Here is a 20,774-nt window from a genome sequence, read left to right as displayed (position 1 = left end):
TCAGAAATACAGCTTTGCGCTGAACTGCATGAGGCGTGGCGCATGAGCGCTTGTGGCTTGTCCAAAGGTGCCGTCTCCAAGACCTGTATCTATGAGCCAAAAGTTAGTGTGATTGAAGAGATTGAAAGCCTCTGCACGCATCTGAAGATTGATATTTTCGGTGAACCTGAAGTTCTTCAGCAAACCCAGATCGATCTTTTCCATGCCAGGACTCAGGATGTTTCCAACTGCACTACTGCCAAAGTGTCCCTGGGCTGTAGCGAAGGAGCTGGTAGTGAACCATTGACTCTGAGTTTTGGTCAGATGAATTGTAGACACCTGATCAGGACGAGGAGAGATATCTGCGTTCGGGTTTACCATGCCCAGACCGCCAGCATAGGTACCTACCGGGCTGTCCGCGGCGCAGAGAGGATTGGTAGGACTTGCAGGAGCGCTCGGAGGGTTTGGGGGAGTGCAGGCAAATGGGTCAACCTTCTGATAGGCGTTTGTAGATAATCCGGAGTTTAGAGTGACAATACCCGAGAGTTCCCAGCCGCCAAGCGTATGTCCGACCAAGCCATGCTGCTCACGGAAAAACGGCTCCTTATAGACGAAGTTGCTAATGAAGCTCTGCGGCTGATTCAGTCCGGATGCACCGTAGTCGAGCTTCGGATCATATGCATAGGTACTGGCGGTGCCCGGAGGTCCACTGAGAGCGCTGCCAGTGGCGGCAGTGCCGCGATCGTTCCACGAATCCGTCAGATTCTTAGACCAGGTGTAGGAGAGACCTAGCGTTAGGTCGCGCGTCGTGCGGTGATTCAGCGATACCTGCAGCGAGTTATAGTTGGCAGTAAAGACCGGCAGCCTGGTCTTGAAGTCCGAATAACCTAGGTAGGGGCGAACGTTGTTGAGAGGCGCATCCGGATTTGCTTCGCGTGTAGCCAGCGTTGGGATGTTCGTATCCATCTCGCCCTGCAGGTGCCGGGAGACTGAGCCAACATACGCAATTTCAAGTACGGTTGTAGGGGCCAATTGCTGTTGCAGAGAAAGGTTGAAGGCCGCATACGAGGGAACCTTGAAGGTGGGAGCGCCTGTGGTTGTCAGTGGATTCGGTCCGGATGCAGGTGTAACACTCCCAGCTCCCACCGGATTGTCAAACGTCGTATTGGTGATCGTCGTCGTCTGGACCAGCGGTGGATCGCTGAATGCGTTCTGCTCCCAGATGCCGTCACTCGTGCGGTCGAAGAATATACCGAACCCGCCGCGCAGAACGGTCTTATTATCTCCGTAAAGATTGTAGGCAAAACCGACACGAGGTCCAAAGTTCCAGTTGTTGTTGGGGTTTACCGTGCTGCCATAAGGAGAGCAGGTGACTTGAGAAGAGATGGCCTGAGCGGCTGAACAGGCAGCGCCCTTGGGGAAGATTAGTCCATTGGCGTATGTCGCCGGCGTGAAGACCTGACCTGCGACAAAATTTCCGTTGCCGTCGAGGGCCGCAGCCTGAGTCGGTTGGTATAATGATGGGTCAAAGTTGGTTAGCGTATTCTTCGCGTCCGTGGGTGCGGGGAATCGAGTCCAGCGAAGGCCCAGATTTACAGCCAATCTGTGGGTCGCCTTCCAATCGTCCTGGACATAGGCTTCCGTATTCCAGAATCGCAGATCTGGAATAGTATCCCGGTTGGCCTGCTGATACTGGACAGCATTGCCCAACAAGAAATCTCCCCAAGTATTGAAGTTGAAATTCGCATTACCGTTGCCGGCGTTCTCGGTCTTCAACATCTGCTGGGCCGTAACGCCTGCGTGCAAAGTGTGATTCCCCAATGTCACCGTGAAGTTGTCAAAGATGTTCCGGTCTAAGTTGCGTTCGTTGTACGGAGCCGCTCCCTGTGACACGACAGTGACCGATCCGTCCAGGATGGTTGCACTCGGAATGCGCCCATAGGGGTCAAGGTAGGCCAGGTTGTTGGTAAGCGAGGAAAGAACACTGGGAGAGTTTGCGGGCCCCGAGAGCACACTATTGATGGTTCCCTGCGAGTAGGCGAACTCCACCTCGTTCACCATCTTCGGAGAGATCGTCCAGGTGAGGTTAGCTACTACATTCTTGCCAGGAGCGTCGATGCCGACATTCACCGCTCCCGGATAATTGGCGCCACCCCATTGACCGGTTGGAAGATTGCTAGGAGCATCGTCCTGCATGCCACGCGCAAAGAAATGTAGCTTGTCGTTGAAGTAGTGGTCTATCCGGACGAGGTCCTGGCGGAAGTTATTCAGCGTCGGGAAAGACGAGATCTGGGTACCGTAGTTGAAGTTATTTTGCGCATTGAAGGTAGTGAAATTAGCTTGATTTTTGTCTAAAATCTGGGACAGGTACACTTTGGCGTTCGCGCTGTAACAGAAAGGATTGATAGTGCCTGTGCCACCACCCACCTGTACATTCGGGTTCGGGGTCCATCCTGTTATGCATCCAGCTGGCGCGCTCGGTTCATTTGCGGCAAAAAACGAACCCGCAAGCTCAGCCGCGCTAGGCGCCGGCACATTGTTCGATGTTGGGCTCGTGATCTTGCGCCATTCTTCCGACCAGAAAAAGAAGGTCTTCTTCTTCTCCGAGTTGTAAAGGTGTGGAATAAAGATCGGACCGCCAAGGGTAAAGCCGAAGTTATTATAGTGATCAGGAGTGCGCGGAATACCTTGCTGATTGTTGAAGTAGTAGTTTGCGTTGGTGTCCGCCGTACGCACAAACTCATAGGCTGAGCCGTGAAACGAACTGGTGCCGGAGCGGGTGGCTACCAGAATCTGGCCGCCCCCGCTGCGTCCGAAGCTCGCGTCGTAGGAGCTGCGCTCCAGAGTAAACTCCTCTATGGCATCAACACTGGGAACGTTGAGCAGTGAAGAATTCGCGCCGCTGTCATTGATGTCCGCTCCGTCTACCGTCCAGTTATTGGCCGTAGCGCGCGCGCCGTTGACCGAGATGAAAGCCGTGCTATTAAGCCCGCCAAACCCGGGCTCGTCGCCGAGTATGTTCACAACGCCTGGCTGCAGCGTAACCAACTGTTGAAAGTTGCGGTTGACCAACTCCAGTTCACGCACCTGGGTTCCAGAGATGGTTCCAGCCTGGGAGCTGCTTTCGGTATCGACAGCTACCGGGTTATCTTCCACTGTTACAGTCTGGCCTTGGGACCCGACCTTTAGTTGCGCATTTAGCGTGCGCTTTTGCGCGACATTCAGCACTACGTTGCGATCGGAGAATTTTTCGAAGCCCGGGTTCGAGACGGTAATCGTGTATGTACCTGTGGGAAGATTCGTTGCGGTGTAGTTGCCGGACTCATTTGACTGCACGACACGGGAGGCGCCGCTTACTCCGTTAAGCGTGATCGTGATGGTGGCATGCGGAATCACGGCGCCGCTTGGATCGGTCACTGTGCCCGCAAATGTTCCCGCCAGCTCTTGCGCGCTTGCCCGGAAAGGAAACGCTAGCAAGGCCAGCACCAAAAGAACAGGTGAAACACCTTTCACGAGACTCCTCGCCTTTGCAATAACAGCCGGAAGCAGCGTAGCTTCTGAAACAACGTTTGCAATCCTTGTTTTTGTCTGGCAATTCGAAGAACTTGTCTCTCTCATGAGCCTCTCCTTAAAGTTCTGCGTGTTCGGTCCCGCTGGTCATATCATTTCTAGCTGGGTCAGTTGGGCTTCTGAGAAGAAGCTTGATGTTGGGAGGTGTCCTATTCTTTTAGCCTGGTAGGGACGCCCCTAGTCAATAGTGAAAATCTCTACGGATTGAGCACTGCGCGCAACGGTGATCCAGAAACGCAAATTTATATCTTGAAAAGATACTTAGGAACCTATCGTTAATATGTAGCATCGTCAACACAAATATTAGTTTTTATGCGCTAATTTGGCTCAGCTCTCCCCAATCGTCTTCCCCACTGCGTCCATCTCATCTGAAGAGGTTCTAAGTCGAGGCATGCCTGTCTGAGAGCAGAGCCGCGACGCATTAGCCTTCGCTGCTATGCACACGCTTTCACTTAGTGACGATCAAATCCTCGCAAGCCCGCAACGATGGGCGGAAGCTGCTGGCACCTCGATAAAACAAGGTAACTTGATCTTGCAGGTTGGCTTGATCTCCGTGCTGAGGTTAGTTCCCCAGGAGCGTTTGCTCTGAATTCTGCATAGAAACCGCGATGCCGCCCCATACAACTGCTGAATTTCCCAGACTGCTTGGAAGCACATTGGCCACTGCTACTTCACTTTCTTGTAGCATCTCCACAGTTAGCTGCAATAAGGCTGCGTGAGCACCTATATCCCCTCCAACCACAAAGAGATTTGGATTCAGAATAAGGGAGAGATTCAGAATTACATCTTTGAGCAAGCTAGCACGTTGTAGAACAATTTTTTGCGCCGCTGCGTTGCCTTCGAGCGCGAGATCAAGGACTTTGTTGGCTTTTCGTAGCTTGATTGTTTGTCCAGACTTGTTACTAACTGCATTCCAGCTTCTCAGAATACCGGGTCCTCCTAATACCTGCTCAAGCGCCCCGAATTCATATAACGATGGCTGCATGCTAGAGATATTTGGGATTCGAAGATAACCAATTTCTCCAGCCGACCAGCTCGCGCCGTGCACTATCTGTCCGTTGAGAAATATACCCGCGCCGACACCTGCTCCGATCCCTATGAAGACGAAGCTGTCCTCTGCTTGAGCTACACCGCAAAAGTGTTCTCCAATCGCGGCGAGGTTTGTGTCGTTTTCGATGAAGAGGGAACATGCGAAATGCGGCCTCAGCAGATCCCGCAGCGAGATATCTCTCCAAGTGCTTGAACCGCTTACAGACACTACAATGCCGTCTCTTGCATTCGTAATCCCAGCTACGCCGACTGTCATCGCAACTAACTTCTTTGATGGCAGATTGCGTCTCTGCATCATTGCCTTCAGCAAGGCACGCAGCACTTCGATGACTGCATCAGGGCTGCGTACCTCCTTCGGTAATGCTTCGCTTTGTTCCTCAAGAAGAGTTCCGTTGAGGTCAGTCAGCAGAATTCGAAGTGCGTCTGCCGTAACGTCGACTCCAGCGAGACAGCCATGATCAGCATTAAAGCGAAGATTCTCCGGCGGACGCCCCCCACCTGATACGCCCTCTCCAATCCAATGAATGAGGCCAAGATCGTCGAGATCGGAGACGACATTTGCGACCGTAGGAGCGCTCATTCCTGTCGCGCGAACGAGATCTGCACGCGAGCAGCTACCTAGCTCTTTCAAGGATCGTAGAATCGTGCGCGCATTTGTGCGTCGCATGAGTGCTGGACTCCCGATTAGTACTCCCTTTTTACTCATCCTGCGCCTCGACTGGTATCAATCCGTTCTTGTTTCTCTACATTGATTCGTGCACCGTTTGCCTGGCACCCTTTTAGAAAACGGTGTCCAGTGCCATATTATGATTCGCTACGCGGATCACAAGCTGCTCTCTCGTGCGAACGCACTACGCAACACGTCAACTTGCTCGTTCAACAGGCGCTCCGAGATCGCCGCAGATGGAATACTAGCAAAGCCATGAGGAATAGACGGCACTAAGTGGAGCTCTACAGCCACTCCCGATTTAGTCAGCCGATTTGCATAACTAAGCCCTTCATCTCGCAATGGATCGAGGCCTGCGCAGAGGATGTAGGACGCCGGGAGATTAGCCAAATCTTTTGCTCGTGCCGGCGCCGCATAGGGAGAAACATCCTGAGGGTCTTCGCCTAGATACCAGCGCCACATAATCTCTGCCTCAGACCTGGCAAATTCCGGCGTATCGGTGAATTGCATGGCCGAGTCTGTCTCCAGTCGATCATCCAGTGCCGGTATCAGCAATAGCTGAAAGCATATCTTCGGCCCCATGCGATCACGTGCAAGCAGAGCGACTGAGGCGGCGAGATTCGCGCCCGCACTTGAGCCTCCGACGGCTATAAAATCCCGATCGAGCTTGAGTTCCTGACTATGCTCCCAGAGAAATTCGAGCACTTGGTAGCAATCTCTAAGACCGGCGGGGAAAGGATCTTCGGGCGCTAACCGGTAGGCGACACCTACGACGACACACCGTGCATTCAGAGCGTAACGGATACATTGCAGTTGCTCAGAGAAGAGATCTCCACAGAAGAAACCACCACCATGAAGGTAAAGCAATACGGGAGATGCGCCCTCGGCATCTCTCCTGCGATAGATCCTGACCGGTATTACGGTCTTATCTTCGTCAGGGGAGGAAACACCATGGTCTTTAATCTCGAGGTCGACATCTGAGAGCAATGACGAGACGTCTTGCCGTGCAGCAGCGGTGGCTTCACGCAGGGCCTTTATGTCGTTAAAGCCTTCTCGTGGATGCTTCACGAGCGATAAGAACACGGGGTCAATCCACAGATTCGACACTTCGGTCTCCAAGATCAGACGATTGAGTTCTCTTGTACTACATCCAATATCTCTTGTCGGGAAGGCAGTGCGGTAAGAGCGCCACGGGCACGCGTCGAAAGGGAGCCGCAAATACACGCCCTTCGTAGCTGCTCTTCGATGTCAGCGCCAGATAGCCATGCATCAATAAATCCAGCATCGAACGCATCGCCCGCACCTGTAGTATCTACAACCTCGACATCGGGGGGGTGCATTTTGTAAAAATGATTTTGTCGCAAAGTGATTGCTCCGCGCGGACCCAGTTTGATTACCGTGTGCTCCAATCCCATAGCCGCACATACGCGCAGCACCTGCTCTGGATCCTTACTTCCGGTAAGCAGTTGCCCTTCGCCTTCGTTTGGGAAGAACAGGTCGACCATGCGTAACACATCAAGACTGTCTGGGTTCAGAAACCAATCTTTACGCCACCCAGGATCGATGGAAAAAGTGCAACCAGCGGACCGAAGGGCAGGCAGCAATAGCTTCGCGAGCTCAAGCTCAAGCGGCATGGCAAAGTGAATATGCTGCGACTTAGACAAAGCCGCAATCGTTTCAGGCAGAGCCACGTATGCTTCAAGAGCTCTATTTGCTCCGGCATAACTTAGAAAGCTGCGATCCGATCTCGTGGACATACTAACAGTAAGTGCATTCGGCAACTCAGAAGAGCGCGCATCCTCAGCATGAACTCCGAAAGAGTTGAGTCTCGATCGAATCCATGCTTCTTCGTCTTTCCCGAACACCCCAAAAAGAGAGGTGTGATGGCCAAGGCGTGCCAGTGCACAAGCAGTGTTGACAGTACCGCCTCCAGCCTCACGACGATACTGCTCTGCGAAGACCTCTTCCCCTGGTAATGGGACATGATCAAAGTTAGTAAAGATGTGATCTACGTATACTTCGCCAGCTATGGCGATATCCCAGCGTTTCATCATATTGTCTCGAAAGGCCATCTCTGCTCTTGGCGCGATTTATAAAGAAAGGCGGCTACGCCAGCCAGGGTGACGGCAAAAGCGATGAGTATGTTTTTTGCACCGCTAGAAATAAGAATGAGGAGCCAACCTATAAAAGCAATGACGGCTGGTAAGGGATAGAGAGGCATTAAAAATCTGACTGATTTTTCCTTCGCGTGACGCCCGCGCAGTAGAATCACAGCGACACACTGAGCAAGAAACTGAACCATGGTTTGGATCACAATGACCAGACTGATCAGTGTGTCGAGGCTGAGGATGCAGGCGCACGCAGAGAGAACGCCAAGAATCACAAGCGAAACGTGGGGAATGCCTTTCGTCGGATGTACCCGTCCAAAGATGCTAAAGAACTCTCCCTGACTTGCAGCAGCGAATGGTATGCGTGAGTAGCCGAGCAGAATCGCGAACACAGAAGCGAATGATGCAACTAGAATGAGCAGGTCAGCCACTCTTGCACTCTGGATGCTGTAAACCGCTTGCATGTAATCCGCCACGATGGCAGTCGAATGCATGCTTTGCTGAACCGGGAGTGCACCAAGGATGGCAAGGTTCATAGCGATGTAGAGAATAGCGACCAAGACGATAGACAAGATGATGGAGTACGGGATTGTCTGTTCCGGGCGCTTCAGCTCGCCACCGATCAGGCAGACGTTGTAATAGCCAGCATAGTCGTAGACAGCTATCAATGTGGCAGCGCCAACACCCTTCCAAAAAACGCCATCCCTCAACGGAAAGCCACCGTTGATCTGCACTCTCAGAGCGGCGGGAATGTGCTCAGCACCACCTACGATGATCCACAGAATCGTTCCGACCACTAGTACCCAGAGGCCAATAGAGATTGCGCCGATCGTTGTGATTCTACGATAGAGCAACACGACGTTGATCAGACAGACCGCCATCGCCAGCGCGGAGAGCCCAGTATCATTAATGGCTGGCCATAAATAATGAAGGTACTGCGAGAATCCAACTGCGCCCGAGGCGATAAGAAATGGAGCAGTAAGTACGGTTGACCAGAGTACAAGAAAGCTTGCCGCCTTCCCATAGGTCTGGGCGCCGAAGGCCTCACGCAAGTAGAAGTAAGGCCCGCCAGAGTACGGCATGGCTGATCCCAGCTCTGCCCACACGAGACCGTCACACAACGAAATGATCGCGCCTAGAATCCACACGAGCAAAATATGAGAACCATGCATTGCAATCAGAACAAGGGGAATGCTCAGAAAGGGACCGACACCTATCATGTTGAGCATGTTGGAGGTACAAGCTCCAAGTATCCCCATCCGGCGACTCGAGTCTTCCTCTGCACCTACTAGATTGGCCTGCATGAGAGGCTCCGGATGTCCATGACAATGAAAAGAGTATAGAGGTGGGTAAAGTTCTTTGTCAATAATCGTTAATAAGATTTGCCTCCCTGGAGTTTGCTGAGCTTTGAGTCACGATGGGTCAACTGGCCAATGACGTTCAAATTGATCTTCCAAGCAAATCGCTCAGTCTGACAGAGCAGCTTCACTTTACAAACCCGCGTTACTCCGTTGCACTGACCATCGCATCCTGAATTTTGAGTAGTCGTGCCTGACGTAAGGCACGTGCGTAGAAGGAAGAAGACGAGGGCAAGGCCGAGATAACTACGGGATGTCTCTCATACAGAGAAGGAACTCTATAATGCGAGGAACCTCAGAGAGGGTGACATCTCCAACCAAATCGCCGTTGTCCAGCTGATAAGTTTTACAGCAGTAGCACAATTCACGCGTCGACGGATTGTCTCAATAGGCTGTTGGCTCGATGGTTTGCGACGGCCCCGTGCGGCCTAACGTGTCAATGAGCGGGACAGCAGGTCTCAGCGATGGATTGTCATCAGCTACAGAGATAGCGAGAACCCGAATCTTATCGTTATCTGGCAGTGTCAACGTTCGCGTACCTGTGGGAACATCGATGGAATACGCGAAGAGATAGGAGTATTGATAAGGTTCATTGATCCCATTAGCCGTGTGATGATGCGAGACATACCATGCGAGGCTAGCCGGTTTCACATAACCTGCTCTGAGTCCCGCATAGTCCTCGGGATAGCGTGGCGATGGGGGATGCGACTCCTGTTTCTCCAGGTCGGCTGGAGGCCATACTGCATGATGTGCGGATATTGCCCAGTCTCGCTCTGTCTGATTGCTCCAAAGACGCGTGTCCCACTGGCCGACGAATCCATTCCAGGCCTGTATGTTCAATTCCGCGCTCCGCCCTCCAGCGCGGAACACCGCCTTCTGATCTTCATCGGAAGATGCCGCAAGGATGAAAATGCGATTGAACATGCCCGCAGGCAGAGCGATATTCTGGCCCTTTGCGATGACCGCGTTTGCCTTCCCCGTTCCGGCAGCGGCTAGTTGAAACTGCACGTCATCGTAATCAATCTGGGTGGGGAGCATCTCGGCCGGCAGCGCGTTGCCTTTCCCATCAATGCCGGGGCCTTCTGTTTTGGTGTCGTCGTTGCTCGCGACAGCAAGATCATAGTTCAGCGCGACTGGTTGCGAATGCGGCGATGCGAGATGTACGGCAGGCGAACCTAGCCGCAGCGCAAAAGTGCGCGGCTGATATGGATTGAAGGATGCGACCAGCGCACCTCCGTTCACATTCGCAGCTCCAACTGGTTGCTCTTGTGCGTTGACTTCACGAGCCTCTGTAACAAGCCCAGAGAAGGATATACGCACACCCGACGCCGGTTTGCCGTCGAGCTCCACCATGCGCAGGACGATCTCGTCGCTCTCTTCCGCCTTCTTCACAGCTAATACGCGAATTCGAGAATTATTCAAACGCAGAAAAGAAAAACTCTTGCCGAGCGGGCCTGGATGTTTTGTGGCTCCGAATGCCATTAGAGGATCGTTGAGGCGATACGCCTGCCAGTCTGTCTGGCTCTTGCGCCAGTCATCAGCGTGACCAGTCAGGCCAAATATAAACTCATGGTGCCCCCAGTCCTGGTTCGCCTGATCGGTGTATGGCGACGGACGTCCATTCTCCGGAAGAACACCCGGCGAGCGCATAAGCGTCAGTCGGATAGTATTGTCGGCCGGCTTGTCCGAACCATTCTTATAATCTGTCAGAATGGTCGTTCCGAAGATACCACTCTTGTCGGTCAGATCAATCCAACGATGAGAGGCTACTTCGAACTGTCGCTCCTGCGCGTTAGCCCGTTGAATGGTGCCGATGTCCCAGTTATAAGTGGCATCCGAATTCGACGCGGCCAGAGGGATAGACTCCTTGAGATTCGCGGACAGAGTTCTCCAATCGATAGCATTCGCGAACTCGACCCGATTACCCGCATCCCCTGCAGCGAGACGGATAGTCTGGACAAACTTAGAGTGTTCCGTTTCGCGCGTTACCTCAATAGACACACGGACTGGTCCGTTTTCGACGATGCGAATCTGTGCCGGCCCGCCAACATACGCACGCGGTGCAGCCTGTTCCTGATCGAAATCCATATTCCAAGCAGGATAGACAGTCGGCGCATCGTTAGAAATCGCTAGCCGCATCGGCGCCGAAAGCAAGTCTTTTTTCAGAGCTTTGTCATAAATACTGGAGACGTCTCCCTCTCTGTTGAGTTGAACATGGTAACGCGCATTTTCAAGCGACGACTCCGTGACCTTTAACTCCGCGGCGGGAGCTTGCTTCTCTGCCGCTACCACGTTATATACGGCGTATCCAACCGACGGTACTTTGGCCAGGAATAGGACTCTTCCGTCTTCAAGCTGCGCCGGTGCCTCATTACCATCGGGACCGAAGACGCGCACGGCCTTCGGAGTGCCGCCCTGGAAACTGATGCCGGCCTCGACGACATCCTGTCGATCAATATTGAGAGAGTTATAGACGACGACGGTTGTTCCTTTGCCCTCCGTATTGAGGCCTGAGGCGATCGCGGTGCTGGCAGCGGTCAGCACCGTTGCGAATTGATTCGCGGCGATCGTGTCGTCGTTCCAGATGTACTCATAGGCACGTGGAGTCGCGGTACCAGCGGCGCTGTCGTGAAAATGACCCGCAAGTTCCAGTGTCCATGCGTCATTGAGGCGGCGCTGCGGGTAAGACTGTCCGCCCATCCAGGCTGCGGCGATCGAGGCTTTTTCCGCTGCATCCGCCAGGTTTTCATTCTTAATAACCCACCGCTTGTGGTACGCCTGCGAGGTCAACGATCCGGCGGAGTGGTTAATCAGCTCTAGATCACCTTTGTATTGAGGCATGCGTGACATCATGTCTGGCTTGATGTCGTTAAACATCTGGTCTGCTGCTGCCTCAATGACGTGGACGGGCCCATCCCCTACTCTGACTTCGGCGCCGGAAGATGGTTCAGCGATGCCTGCATTCCGGAGGAAGTTGAACTGCGGCGGCGGAGGCAGTACGGTCTCGCTCTTGGTAATGATCGCTTCCAGTAGTTTGATAGTCGATTCCGGCGCGGCACCGCCGATGTCGCCTGTCCCCACGTAGTGATAGTCCGCGAAGACCCCAGTCACTTTACCGTCTAAAGCGATTCGCTTCACCCAATCTTCTTCCGGCTGCCTTGAGCGCTGCAGAAATCTCAGTTGCTGCGGCGTGAGATGAGACTTCTGTTCATCGGTCAGTTGCGGCATGGGCGCGGGAGGGCCGGGCTCCTTGCTTATATCGGTGTAAGTTGTGCCTGTATAGCCACCAGGATTCAGTGCCGCAAGAACCGTGCTGCCGTCCGGGCCGGTCCAGATACCTACATTGAATGGAATGCCCTCAGGAGTCTTTTCCGGAGAGTCCGGCCCCCCAACTTTTGGAGACGGTTGCCAGGTTGCATTGAGCTTCTGAGTTGAGAATCCTTTAACACCGGCATGCGCCAGAATGCTTGGGAGGGAAGCTGGAAAACCAAAGCAGTCCGGCAGCATGAACTCGTTGCTTGCCTTGCCGAAGCCATGACGGAAGTATGCATTGCCATATAGAATCTGGCGGAAGATCCCCTCTGCGCCCGGAAGATTGACGTCTCCTTCCTCAACCGAAGATCCGGCCGGAAACCACTGACCTCGTGCTGCATACTGCTTCATTCGAGCGTAGTCATCCGGGAAGTACTCCTCCATCAAACGGTAGCGATTCGACCCCGTCCAGTTGAATACATAGTGAGGATATTTATCCATGTAGTCGAAGTTGACTCGCATCGTCTTCAGCAAGTACTCGCTGATCACCTGCGGAAACTCCCAGCGCCATTGCGTATCAAGGTGCGCATAAGGGACGACATAGAGAGTCGGAACCTGCTTGATGTCCGGAGCCTTCATGGTCTGACCATTGCAGACATGCAGCAAGATCGAGGTCGTCGCTAGAACGAGAACGCCAAAACGAGTCCGCTGTCGTCCATACTTCATCGTGGCAGAGATGCCATGAAAATACTTTCCCATTTAGTAATCTCGACTCTTTGAAGACGTTGGTAGCAGCTCACGGCACGACGCCCACCAAATTCGCGACCGCTGGATGCGCAGTTGAATCGCGGAGTTCAATATAATTGCCATCTTACAAAAATGGCAACGTTACCAGCCAACGATCTGGCTGAAACACATCACTTCCGTCTTCGATTTTTCTAAAAGGATACGCGATGAAAAATCACCTCTGACGCGCAGAATCAGAACAAAGTTACCCGTCCTCTGCCTTTTGAGCCGCCACTCCGTGGGGTCGTCACGCTCGCTTCCCTGTACTTCAAGCCACATTTGCTGATGTTTAGCAGGCGCAGAAAAGCGGCATGCAGTCTTTCCCGCATGCCGCCGCTAGAACTCGACGCTCGTTCAACTCATGAACGTCAAATCGACGTGTTAGTTTGCAGCGACATTAGCCGAGAAGGCGTCCGCTAGTGAAGTAACCTTCATTTGGGCCTTGAGATCCTCCATCTTCGCCTTACTGGTGACATGTATCGTCTTAGTCTCTCCAGGAAGAAGGTCTACATAGTTGTCCGAGAACTCCGCGTCCAGTTCTCCGAATGAGAGATACACACTACGCGCCAGAACTGGTGCCTGAAGAGTGACGTTATATCCGTCTCCAACTTTAGTAAGGCTTGTTGTTACCGAAGCATGCGGCAGTTTGATCTGTTTGGAAGGAACAAAGTAGACCAGATTGGTGGATATCTTCTCTCCATCGACGACCAGATCTGTAACTCCGACAAGACCAGACCAATCGGCGGCGTTGGCGCCCGACAACTCAATCAGCGGTAACTGCTGGTATACCTTCGAGGCTAGCGGGTCAATCTTGACTGCCTGACTTGTCTCTTTAATTATCTGGCCAGAGAAGTTCATGATCCGCAGACGGAGAGTACCGTCCACTGCTGCAGTCTTATCTGACACAACATAGATTGCAAGTGTTCCCCCTTCTACATGAGGTGAAACCAGCACAGGAGCATAAAATCTCCTTGCGTAATATTGCAAAGCCTTCCAGCGTCCGTAGTAGTCGATGCTCGACCATGAGGCTACCGGCCAGCAGTCGTTGAGCTGCCAGAAGAGGGACCCCATGGTCTCTGGTCTCTTTCGACGGAAACTCTCCGCACCCACCTTGATGCCCTCTGCCTGTAGAACCTGGCTGGCATATAGGAAGGATGCAAAGTCCTTAGGTTCGCCGAAGTAGCGTTTCATGTACTCCTGAATGAGCCTGTTCCCATCTCCATTTTTCTGATGGGCTTTCATCACCGGGGTGAAGATATTTGCCCGGTCTTCCGGCAAAGTGAAAGACTCGATTGTCTTCATCTCAGGGAAAGACTGGAAGCCATACTCGGATACGAAACGCCAGGGACGCTTCTCATATTCGGCAAAATCAGCTCCTCCGTGCCAGACAGTCCAATCATGGTTATCGCCGCTCTGGTAGGCGTCGGTTAGCTCTTCATAATCAGCGCTGGGTGTGCTTGGCCAGTATGGAATCTCGGGATCGACCCTTGCTTCGGTCCGCGCAAGAATACCGCTGAACTCGGTAAGATAGTCCTCCCAAATCCGCTCGTGGACGTTTGGAGGAAGCTGACCATTGCCGTTCCAGTCTCTGAGATCCTCGGTTTCGTTGTTGCCATCCCAGAGAACGATGCTCGGATGGTTGCGGAGACGTGTCATCTGATACTCTGCTTCGCGCTCGATATTTTGTTTGAAGTCGTAGGTGCCAGGCTGCCAGTTGTTCCCAAACATGAGGTCATGGAAGACCATCAATCCAAGCTCATCGCATATGTCGTAGAACTCCTCCGTTTCGTAATAGCCTCCGCCCCACAGCCGGACCATGTTCATATTCGCATCCTTCGCCGATTGCAGAATGTGCCGATATTTTTCGCTCGTCACACGGTTCGGAAAGCTGTCGAACGGGATTACATCCGCACCCTTGGCGAAGACCGGAATTCCATTCACGACAAACTCGAAGGATCGTCCCCACTTATCCAATTCCCTTCTTAAGACAACAGATCTTAGTCCGGTCTTCGCGTCCTTCGCGTCGAGTTCGTGACCGTCTTCTTTCACTGAAATATGGAAATGATAGATGGGCTGAGCACCGTAGCCAGACGGGAACCAAAGCTGGGGATGTGCAATCTCGATCGGGAACGAAATACGGTTGCTTCCAGGAGCAAGAGTGACAACACGATCCATGTGCAACTGCTCCGCACCAAGTCCGTAGGTTACGCTCACGTTGGCTTTGGTCTCTTTCGAAGCAAGCAAATCTGTATGCACATCGAGATGTGCGGAGGTGGCAGTTACACCTTCCTGTTCGACGAAGATGTCTTTAATGCGCGCACTATCCCATACGTCTAAATAAGCAGGCCGAAATACGCCGCTTGTTCCAAAACGCGGCCCCCAGTCCCAACCGAACTCATAGACAGCCTTCCGAATGTACCCCTTTGGATCTGTGTGTGTTCGGGAGTGCCAGGGATCTTTTTCAGCGACGGCTTCTGCAGCTTTCATCGGCGCCGGGAATACAATACGTAGGTCGTTACCGCCCTCATGAAGCCGAGCTTTAACGTCGAATCGCCACTGCTGAAACATGCTGTCAGGCGAAGCAATGCGCTGCCCATTGAGGAAGACCGTGCAAGCTGTATCCAATCCATCAAAGACCAGCTCCACATTTTCGCGGGCCAGAGTCGCCTTGGTTGCGTCGATTGTCGTGCGATACTCCCATCCTGCTTTCTCGATCCACTGTAGCTTTGCTTCGTTGTCCCGATAGAACGGATCAGGAATCTTGCCATTCTTGAGCAGGTCCAGATGCACATCACCAGGTACAGTCGCAGGAAACCATCCTCCATCGAGGCTCGGCGGTGTCGCGCTCTGGCTCTCAGCCATTCCGTCATCTGGAAGCTGCCGCACAGTCCATCCTACGTTTAGCGGAACCCGTTCGAGATGGCTTACGCCTGCTGCAAGAGAAGGCAGAGGAGCCGCAATGACACATACGAAAAACCAACGAAGCAACTGACCGAGACCCATGAATATTTCCCTTCGTTACAAATGATCTAACTGAGATGCGTAGCAGCAAGCCTTAGCGGAAACCAACTCCACAGATAGCTGCGCCTGTATATCAAGATACGAGTAAAGGATCAGCACCTGGGTTAGCGTGCTGATCCCGCTTTCAAGCCAATCGCTCTACTGCAACTTCAAGATTGTACTTTCGGCAGCACCAAGACTTACTAGGAGGCTGCCGGTTGCGGAGGAAGTCTTGCCAGTCCACAGATCCGTAACAGAGTAAGCCGTCGAGCTGTTCAAACCAGCACGACCCAGGTCGATTGTTGTGTTGAGTGGATTGGCGATGTCATAGTTGAAGACAGCGACGTAGTAGACGTTGCTTTGTTGTGCAACGAGCACATTGACGGGCGCAGTCCCAGTATTGCCTTCAACAGGCCTGAAGTTCAACCCGAGAGCTGGTAGTCCGTTGATGCTGGTGTTAGTGAGCCACGTTTGAACAAGCGGCGGCGCGCCAGCGTCGGTTACGTCATCCCCATTCAGCATGAAGCCCGCAATCGCGCCAGACGTAACACGGCTCTTGTTCTCGTTAGCTGTAAAGGGAACCGGTGTCGTTCCACCTGAAGGGGTCTCCGTTCCCTCAAGCAGCATCTCATCCGGATCATTCCAGTTATAGATTCTGCCTGCCATCCACCAACCGTAACTGGCCGAAGCCATCTCGCGTTTGGTGTCTTCGATCGAGCCATAAGTATCGCCTGCAACCCTGCGGGTGTGGGCGTATTGATAGGGGAACAGTGGAGCTATCGACTCATCGATAAGCATCGACGTGCCCACATCTGTGTAAAGACGATTCATCGCCTGGCTGTATGCCTGTGTACCGGTGTGAATCGTAGTGTCGTAGAACACTCCGTTATTCGAGCCTCCTTCCAGGGCTCCGTGAATCAAGAAGTCGAGCTTGATGTAGTCGAACCCTATCGTCTTGAACTTATTAATGTAGTAGTCAATTCTCTGCTGTGTGCCAGGATGCGTTGGATCCGCACCCCAGGCACTGTCGACCGCCCCCATAGGCGTTCCGTTTGAATACTTCATGACGATGTCGCCAAACTTATAGTTCGGGGCACCATCGACAGCAGTTGTCAGATCCGTCCAGTTCCAGATGATGAACGGAGTCCAGTAGATACCAGCCTTCTGGCCCTGACTGTGTGCGTGCGTGACGAAACTCTGTAGCTGACTGTCCGTCAGATTGGTCCAGTAGTTATCGAGGTTGATGTAGACGACACCGTTGTTGTTGTAATTCGGCAACTGTGTGTGAAAGTAATCCTCCACAGCCGTAGCGTTCGTGTAGCTCAGATTATTTTGAATCTTGCCCCAGCTGTTCCAGCCCATGGGGGCAGGACCGGTCCAGGTGAGCATCGGGGCATACTGTGCGTTGGTGTTGGCAAAGTCTTCCATACCCTGACGCCAATCGTCGTAGTAACCCACCATCACAACAGGAGACAGTATCTTGGCACCAGACACTGCACTTTGAGGCAATTGATCTTCTGTACTGTTGGCTCCGCCATAGGCCCAAAGGAAGTCCAGCTTGTTCGCGTTGCCAGTGAACTGAATACCGGTCTTCCAGGTGTCGTGCGTTACCGAGCCGACAACCAGGCCATTACGACTAGTGTTGTCATAGAACGCTCCAACCTCGTAGCCGGTATCGGACAGTCCGTTCGGCGTCTCGGCGTTGTAGTTGTAGTAAGCATTATTGTCGTAAGGAACAACAAGGAACCGCGGATCAGTATAGCTCCCAGCGTCAACAGCTCCTGCCTGATTGACCACCAAAGGCGACATCTCGCTGCTACCCGCACTGGCGCCATCAATCTCCACCTGAACCGTGAAGTGATTGGCACTCATGATGAACCGCTGAATCATGGTTGGTGAGCCGTCGGTCGCTGTCAGAGTGATATCGGTTTCGCCATTCGCCCCGCTCGAAGCGGTACGGGCGTATGAGGACGAAGTGCTGCGATAGAGGGTGGAGCCGACGTACGCCTCGCTATAAAATCCTGTGATCTTATTGAGACCACCACTCGCAAACGTGGCGAACCCAGTGCTAAGATCGTAAGTGACCAGGTTTTGCCCACTGGACATGGTTACTGGCTGCGGCGAAGACGAGGTTCCGATGTTCGCCGGATTGACCGCGATATAGACAATGTCCGGAGAATACGTTTGAGTATTTGTAACCGTGATTGTATTTGCGCTTCCAGCATTCAAGGCGACTACGGTTGACACAGGCGGGGTGGAAACATACCAGTTGTTCCCATAGAGCGGAACGTTATTCGCCGCCCCTCCATTCGCCGAGACCTGATAGGTTTGCGTACCACCACCTTCGCAACCGACGAGTGTGACGATGTAGTTGCCGGCAACAGGAGCGTACACGTTGTTGAACGTCACTCCGTTGTTGTAGCCCATACTCCCAACCTTAAGCCCTGAGGGGCAACCCACACATGCCGCAACCGCAGCTCCCCCATTCAACTTGTTCTGCGGATCCCATGCCTGATACACACATGTACTACTCGTGCACGCTACGGGCTCAGTGTAAGTAATCCCTTTGGAGAGGGTGGCTGTACCTTCTGTCGGTGAGGTGACCACAACGTCTGCGGCTCCGAGAGTCGCACTCGCAGGGGCTATGACCGTGAACTGGGTTGCGCTTTGGGATGAGACAGGATGAGCTGCGACGCCACCGAACGTAACCGTTGTACTCGGAGTAAAGTTAGTTCCGGTAATAACGACTTGACCCCCGGTTATTGGCAGCTGGTTTGGAGTAACCGAGGCGATAGTTGGAACCGTCGCCGGATTCGCGGCGCTTAATGCAATCGAGACAACGTCCGGAGAGTAATCGCTCGCATTGCCGAGCTCAATCGTATTATTGCCTCCAGCGGTGAGATCAATCGTAATTGATACCGGTGCTGCAGGGGCGTTCCAGTTCGTCCCCGTAAGAGGAATCGTGATAGGTGTCCCGCCGTTTACGATAACCTGGTAGTTTTGGGTTCCTGCACCTTCACATCCGATAATCGTAAGAGTGTAGTTCCCGGCAGAAGGAGCGTATACATTGTTGAAAATGACGTCGCTTCCATTGCCAAGACTTCCGACCTTGACCCCTTGTGCACAGCCGGTACACGTTCCGACCGCTGCATTGCCTACCAGCGTATTGCCCCCATCAGCAGCCTGATACGTACACGGTACGCTCTGACACTGCACGTACGTCAATCCCTTTGAAAGGGTGGCCATTCCACCTGCAGCAGAGCTCACTACAACGTCGACGGCTCCTCCTGATTTGACCGCAGGCGTCGTCGCTGTTATCTGTGTCGAGCTCTGGAATGAGCTCGATGTGGCCGCTACACTGCCGAACGTAACGGCGGCGTCGGAGGTGAAGTTTGTGCCGGTAAGTACAACTTGTCCACCTGTCAGGAGAACCTGATTCGGCGCGAGGGAGGTCAGGCCGATTGAGCTACCGCCACCGATTGTTATAGAGACGACATCAGGAGACCAATCCGTATCATTTCCCAGCTGTATTGTGTTTGCCCCTCCTGCCTTAAGAGGAACCGTGATCGAAACAGGGGCAGCATTCGCGAACCAGTTATTGCCTGAGAGTGGAACGCTGATAGCGGTCCCGCCATTGACGAGCACTTTGTAAGTTTGGGTACCCGCACCTTCACAACCAATAATCGTTAAGGTGTAGTTACCGTCAGCCGGGACATAGATGTTATTAATGATGACCCATCCGCCAAATCCAAGACTCCCAACCTTTTCGCCATTTGTGCACCCGGCACATACCGCTTGAGTTGCGGTACCCAGTAGAGTATTAGCGGGATTTGCTGCCTGGTAGGTACAAGGCAGAGTCGAACACTGCCCGGGCTGTACAGGTGGTGGAGGCACAGTATAAGTCAGAGCCTTCGGCAGAGTGATTGCACCGCCATTGGAGGAGCTGACAGCTACGTCGACGGTAGCAGCCGCTGTAACAACTGGAGTGATCGCCGTCACAAGAGTCGAACTCTGGAAATACATCTTCTGAGCAGCGACGCCGCCAAACGTGACGTTCATGTCCGGAGTGAAGTTCGTGCCTGCGAATACGACCTGACCACCGGTTGTGTATACGGTATTTGGTGTCATGGAGGTAATCGTCATCGGCGCTGGCACTGCGGATCCTCCGCTGCAACCCGTCAGAGACGCGACGACCATGAGCGCGAACAAGCAGAGGCTGACGCACAGACGGCGTTGCCTAATATTTTCTGATGTGCATATTTCTGTTTCTTGTATGCGACCCATGGCACTCTCCTTCAAATCAGATCAGAACCTGTAGTTGCAACTACAGTGGCAGAGATGGATTCTATCCATTCAAATAGCTGTCTCCTGCCTCACCTCAACCTTTCAGGTAAGGCAAGAGACCACGGCGCTTCCGACGCAACCTGCCTCTCACCAACTAACCTTGAAGGTGAGCTGCACGTTGCGTGGTTGATTGCTTTGCCCGGAAGACTTTACGATCTGGCCAAAGGTTCCGTCTGTCGGGCCATTGTCATAGTTCCCCGAGAAGGTAGGATGATTCGGCAGATTGAATGCATCGACCCGAAACTGCGCGCGCAGCCGTTCGTAGATTTCGAAGTTCTTCGATAGACTTGCATCCACATCTTCGGTGCCAGGATTGCGGATTCCCGTGTAGTTGACATTCGGTTGAATCCCGTACGATGGCGCCACGATGAAGTTGTAGGCGCCTCCGCAACTGTTGCTGGTTCCTTTGGACTGTAGTGCGTATGTTCCATTTGTTTGCTGCACCCACTGCGCCACGCATGAAGTATTCACACCAGCGACCGTTGTGGGAGTAACCTTGCGGTCGATTCGAACATTGCCAGTGAAGTCTGTGCTCCCGTTAAGCTGCCACGGCATGCCCGTCTGCCAACTGGCGATCGTCGACACCTCCCAGCCACCGATAGCTGCATCTACGAGGCGGTTTACGTGACCGAGAAACTGGCGTCCCCTTCCCACAGGCAG

The 20,774-nt window shown here is 53.1% G+C and carries 8 protein-coding genes and 1 pseudogene; all 9 read right to left on the bottom strand.

The window, feature by feature from the left end:
- On the bottom strand, positions 1–3,396 hold the full coding sequence (locus tag GSQ82_RS05155; protein WP_254061434.1) for a TonB-dependent receptor: 3,396 nt from the start codon (positions 3,394–3,396) through the stop codon (positions 1–3).
- A gap of 715 nt (positions 3,397–4,111) precedes the next feature.
- On the bottom strand, positions 4,112–5,266 hold the full coding sequence (locus tag GSQ82_RS05150) for an ROK family transcriptional regulator (protein ID WP_158790925.1): 1,155 nt from the start codon (positions 5,264–5,266) through the stop codon (positions 4,112–4,114).
- A 156-nt stretch (positions 5,267–5,422) separates the two neighbouring features.
- A complete protein-coding gene (locus GSQ82_RS05145) occupies positions 5,423–6,373 on the bottom strand; it encodes an alpha/beta hydrolase (RefSeq protein ID WP_158790924.1) in 951 nt (316 codons plus the stop codon).
- 14 nt (positions 6,374–6,387) lie between these two features.
- Positions 6,388–7,320 (bottom strand): carbohydrate kinase family protein, encoded by a 933-nt coding sequence (locus tag GSQ82_RS05140; RefSeq protein WP_158790923.1) that lies wholly within the window; start codon positions 7,318–7,320, stop codon positions 6,388–6,390.
- Positions 7,317–8,678 (bottom strand): APC family permease, encoded by a 1,362-nt coding sequence (locus GSQ82_RS05135; RefSeq protein WP_158790922.1) that lies wholly within the window; start codon positions 8,676–8,678, stop codon positions 7,317–7,319. The genes GSQ82_RS05140 and GSQ82_RS05135 overlap by 4 nt, the downstream gene beginning before the upstream one ends.
- A gap of 438 nt (positions 8,679–9,116) precedes the next feature.
- Complete coding sequence (locus GSQ82_RS05130) at positions 9,117–12,743, bottom strand: glycoside hydrolase family 38 C-terminal domain-containing protein (protein ID WP_371417156.1); 3,627 nt, start codon at positions 12,741–12,743, stop codon at positions 9,117–9,119.
- Positions 12,744–13,151: 408 nt separating this feature from the next.
- Positions 13,152–15,656: a glycoside hydrolase family 2 protein gene (locus tag GSQ82_RS05125; protein WP_254061433.1), complete on the bottom strand. Its 2,505-nt coding sequence runs from the start codon at positions 15,654–15,656 to the stop codon at positions 13,152–13,154.
- A 273-nt stretch (positions 15,657–15,929) separates the two neighbouring features.
- On the bottom strand, positions 15,930–19,925 hold the full coding sequence (locus GSQ82_RS05120) for an IPT/TIG domain-containing protein (RefSeq protein WP_158790920.1): 3,996 nt from the start codon (positions 19,923–19,925) through the stop codon (positions 15,930–15,932).
- A 276-nt stretch (positions 19,926–20,201) separates the two neighbouring features.
- Positions 20,202–20,774 (bottom strand): annotated as a pseudogene (locus GSQ82_RS05115) (TonB-dependent receptor); the annotation flags it as partial.

Source organism: Granulicella sp. L60, from assembly GCF_009765825.1.
GTDB lineage: Bacteria > Acidobacteriota > Terriglobia > Terriglobales > Acidobacteriaceae > Edaphobacter.
This window is presented reverse-complemented; position numbering and strand designations above follow the sequence as displayed.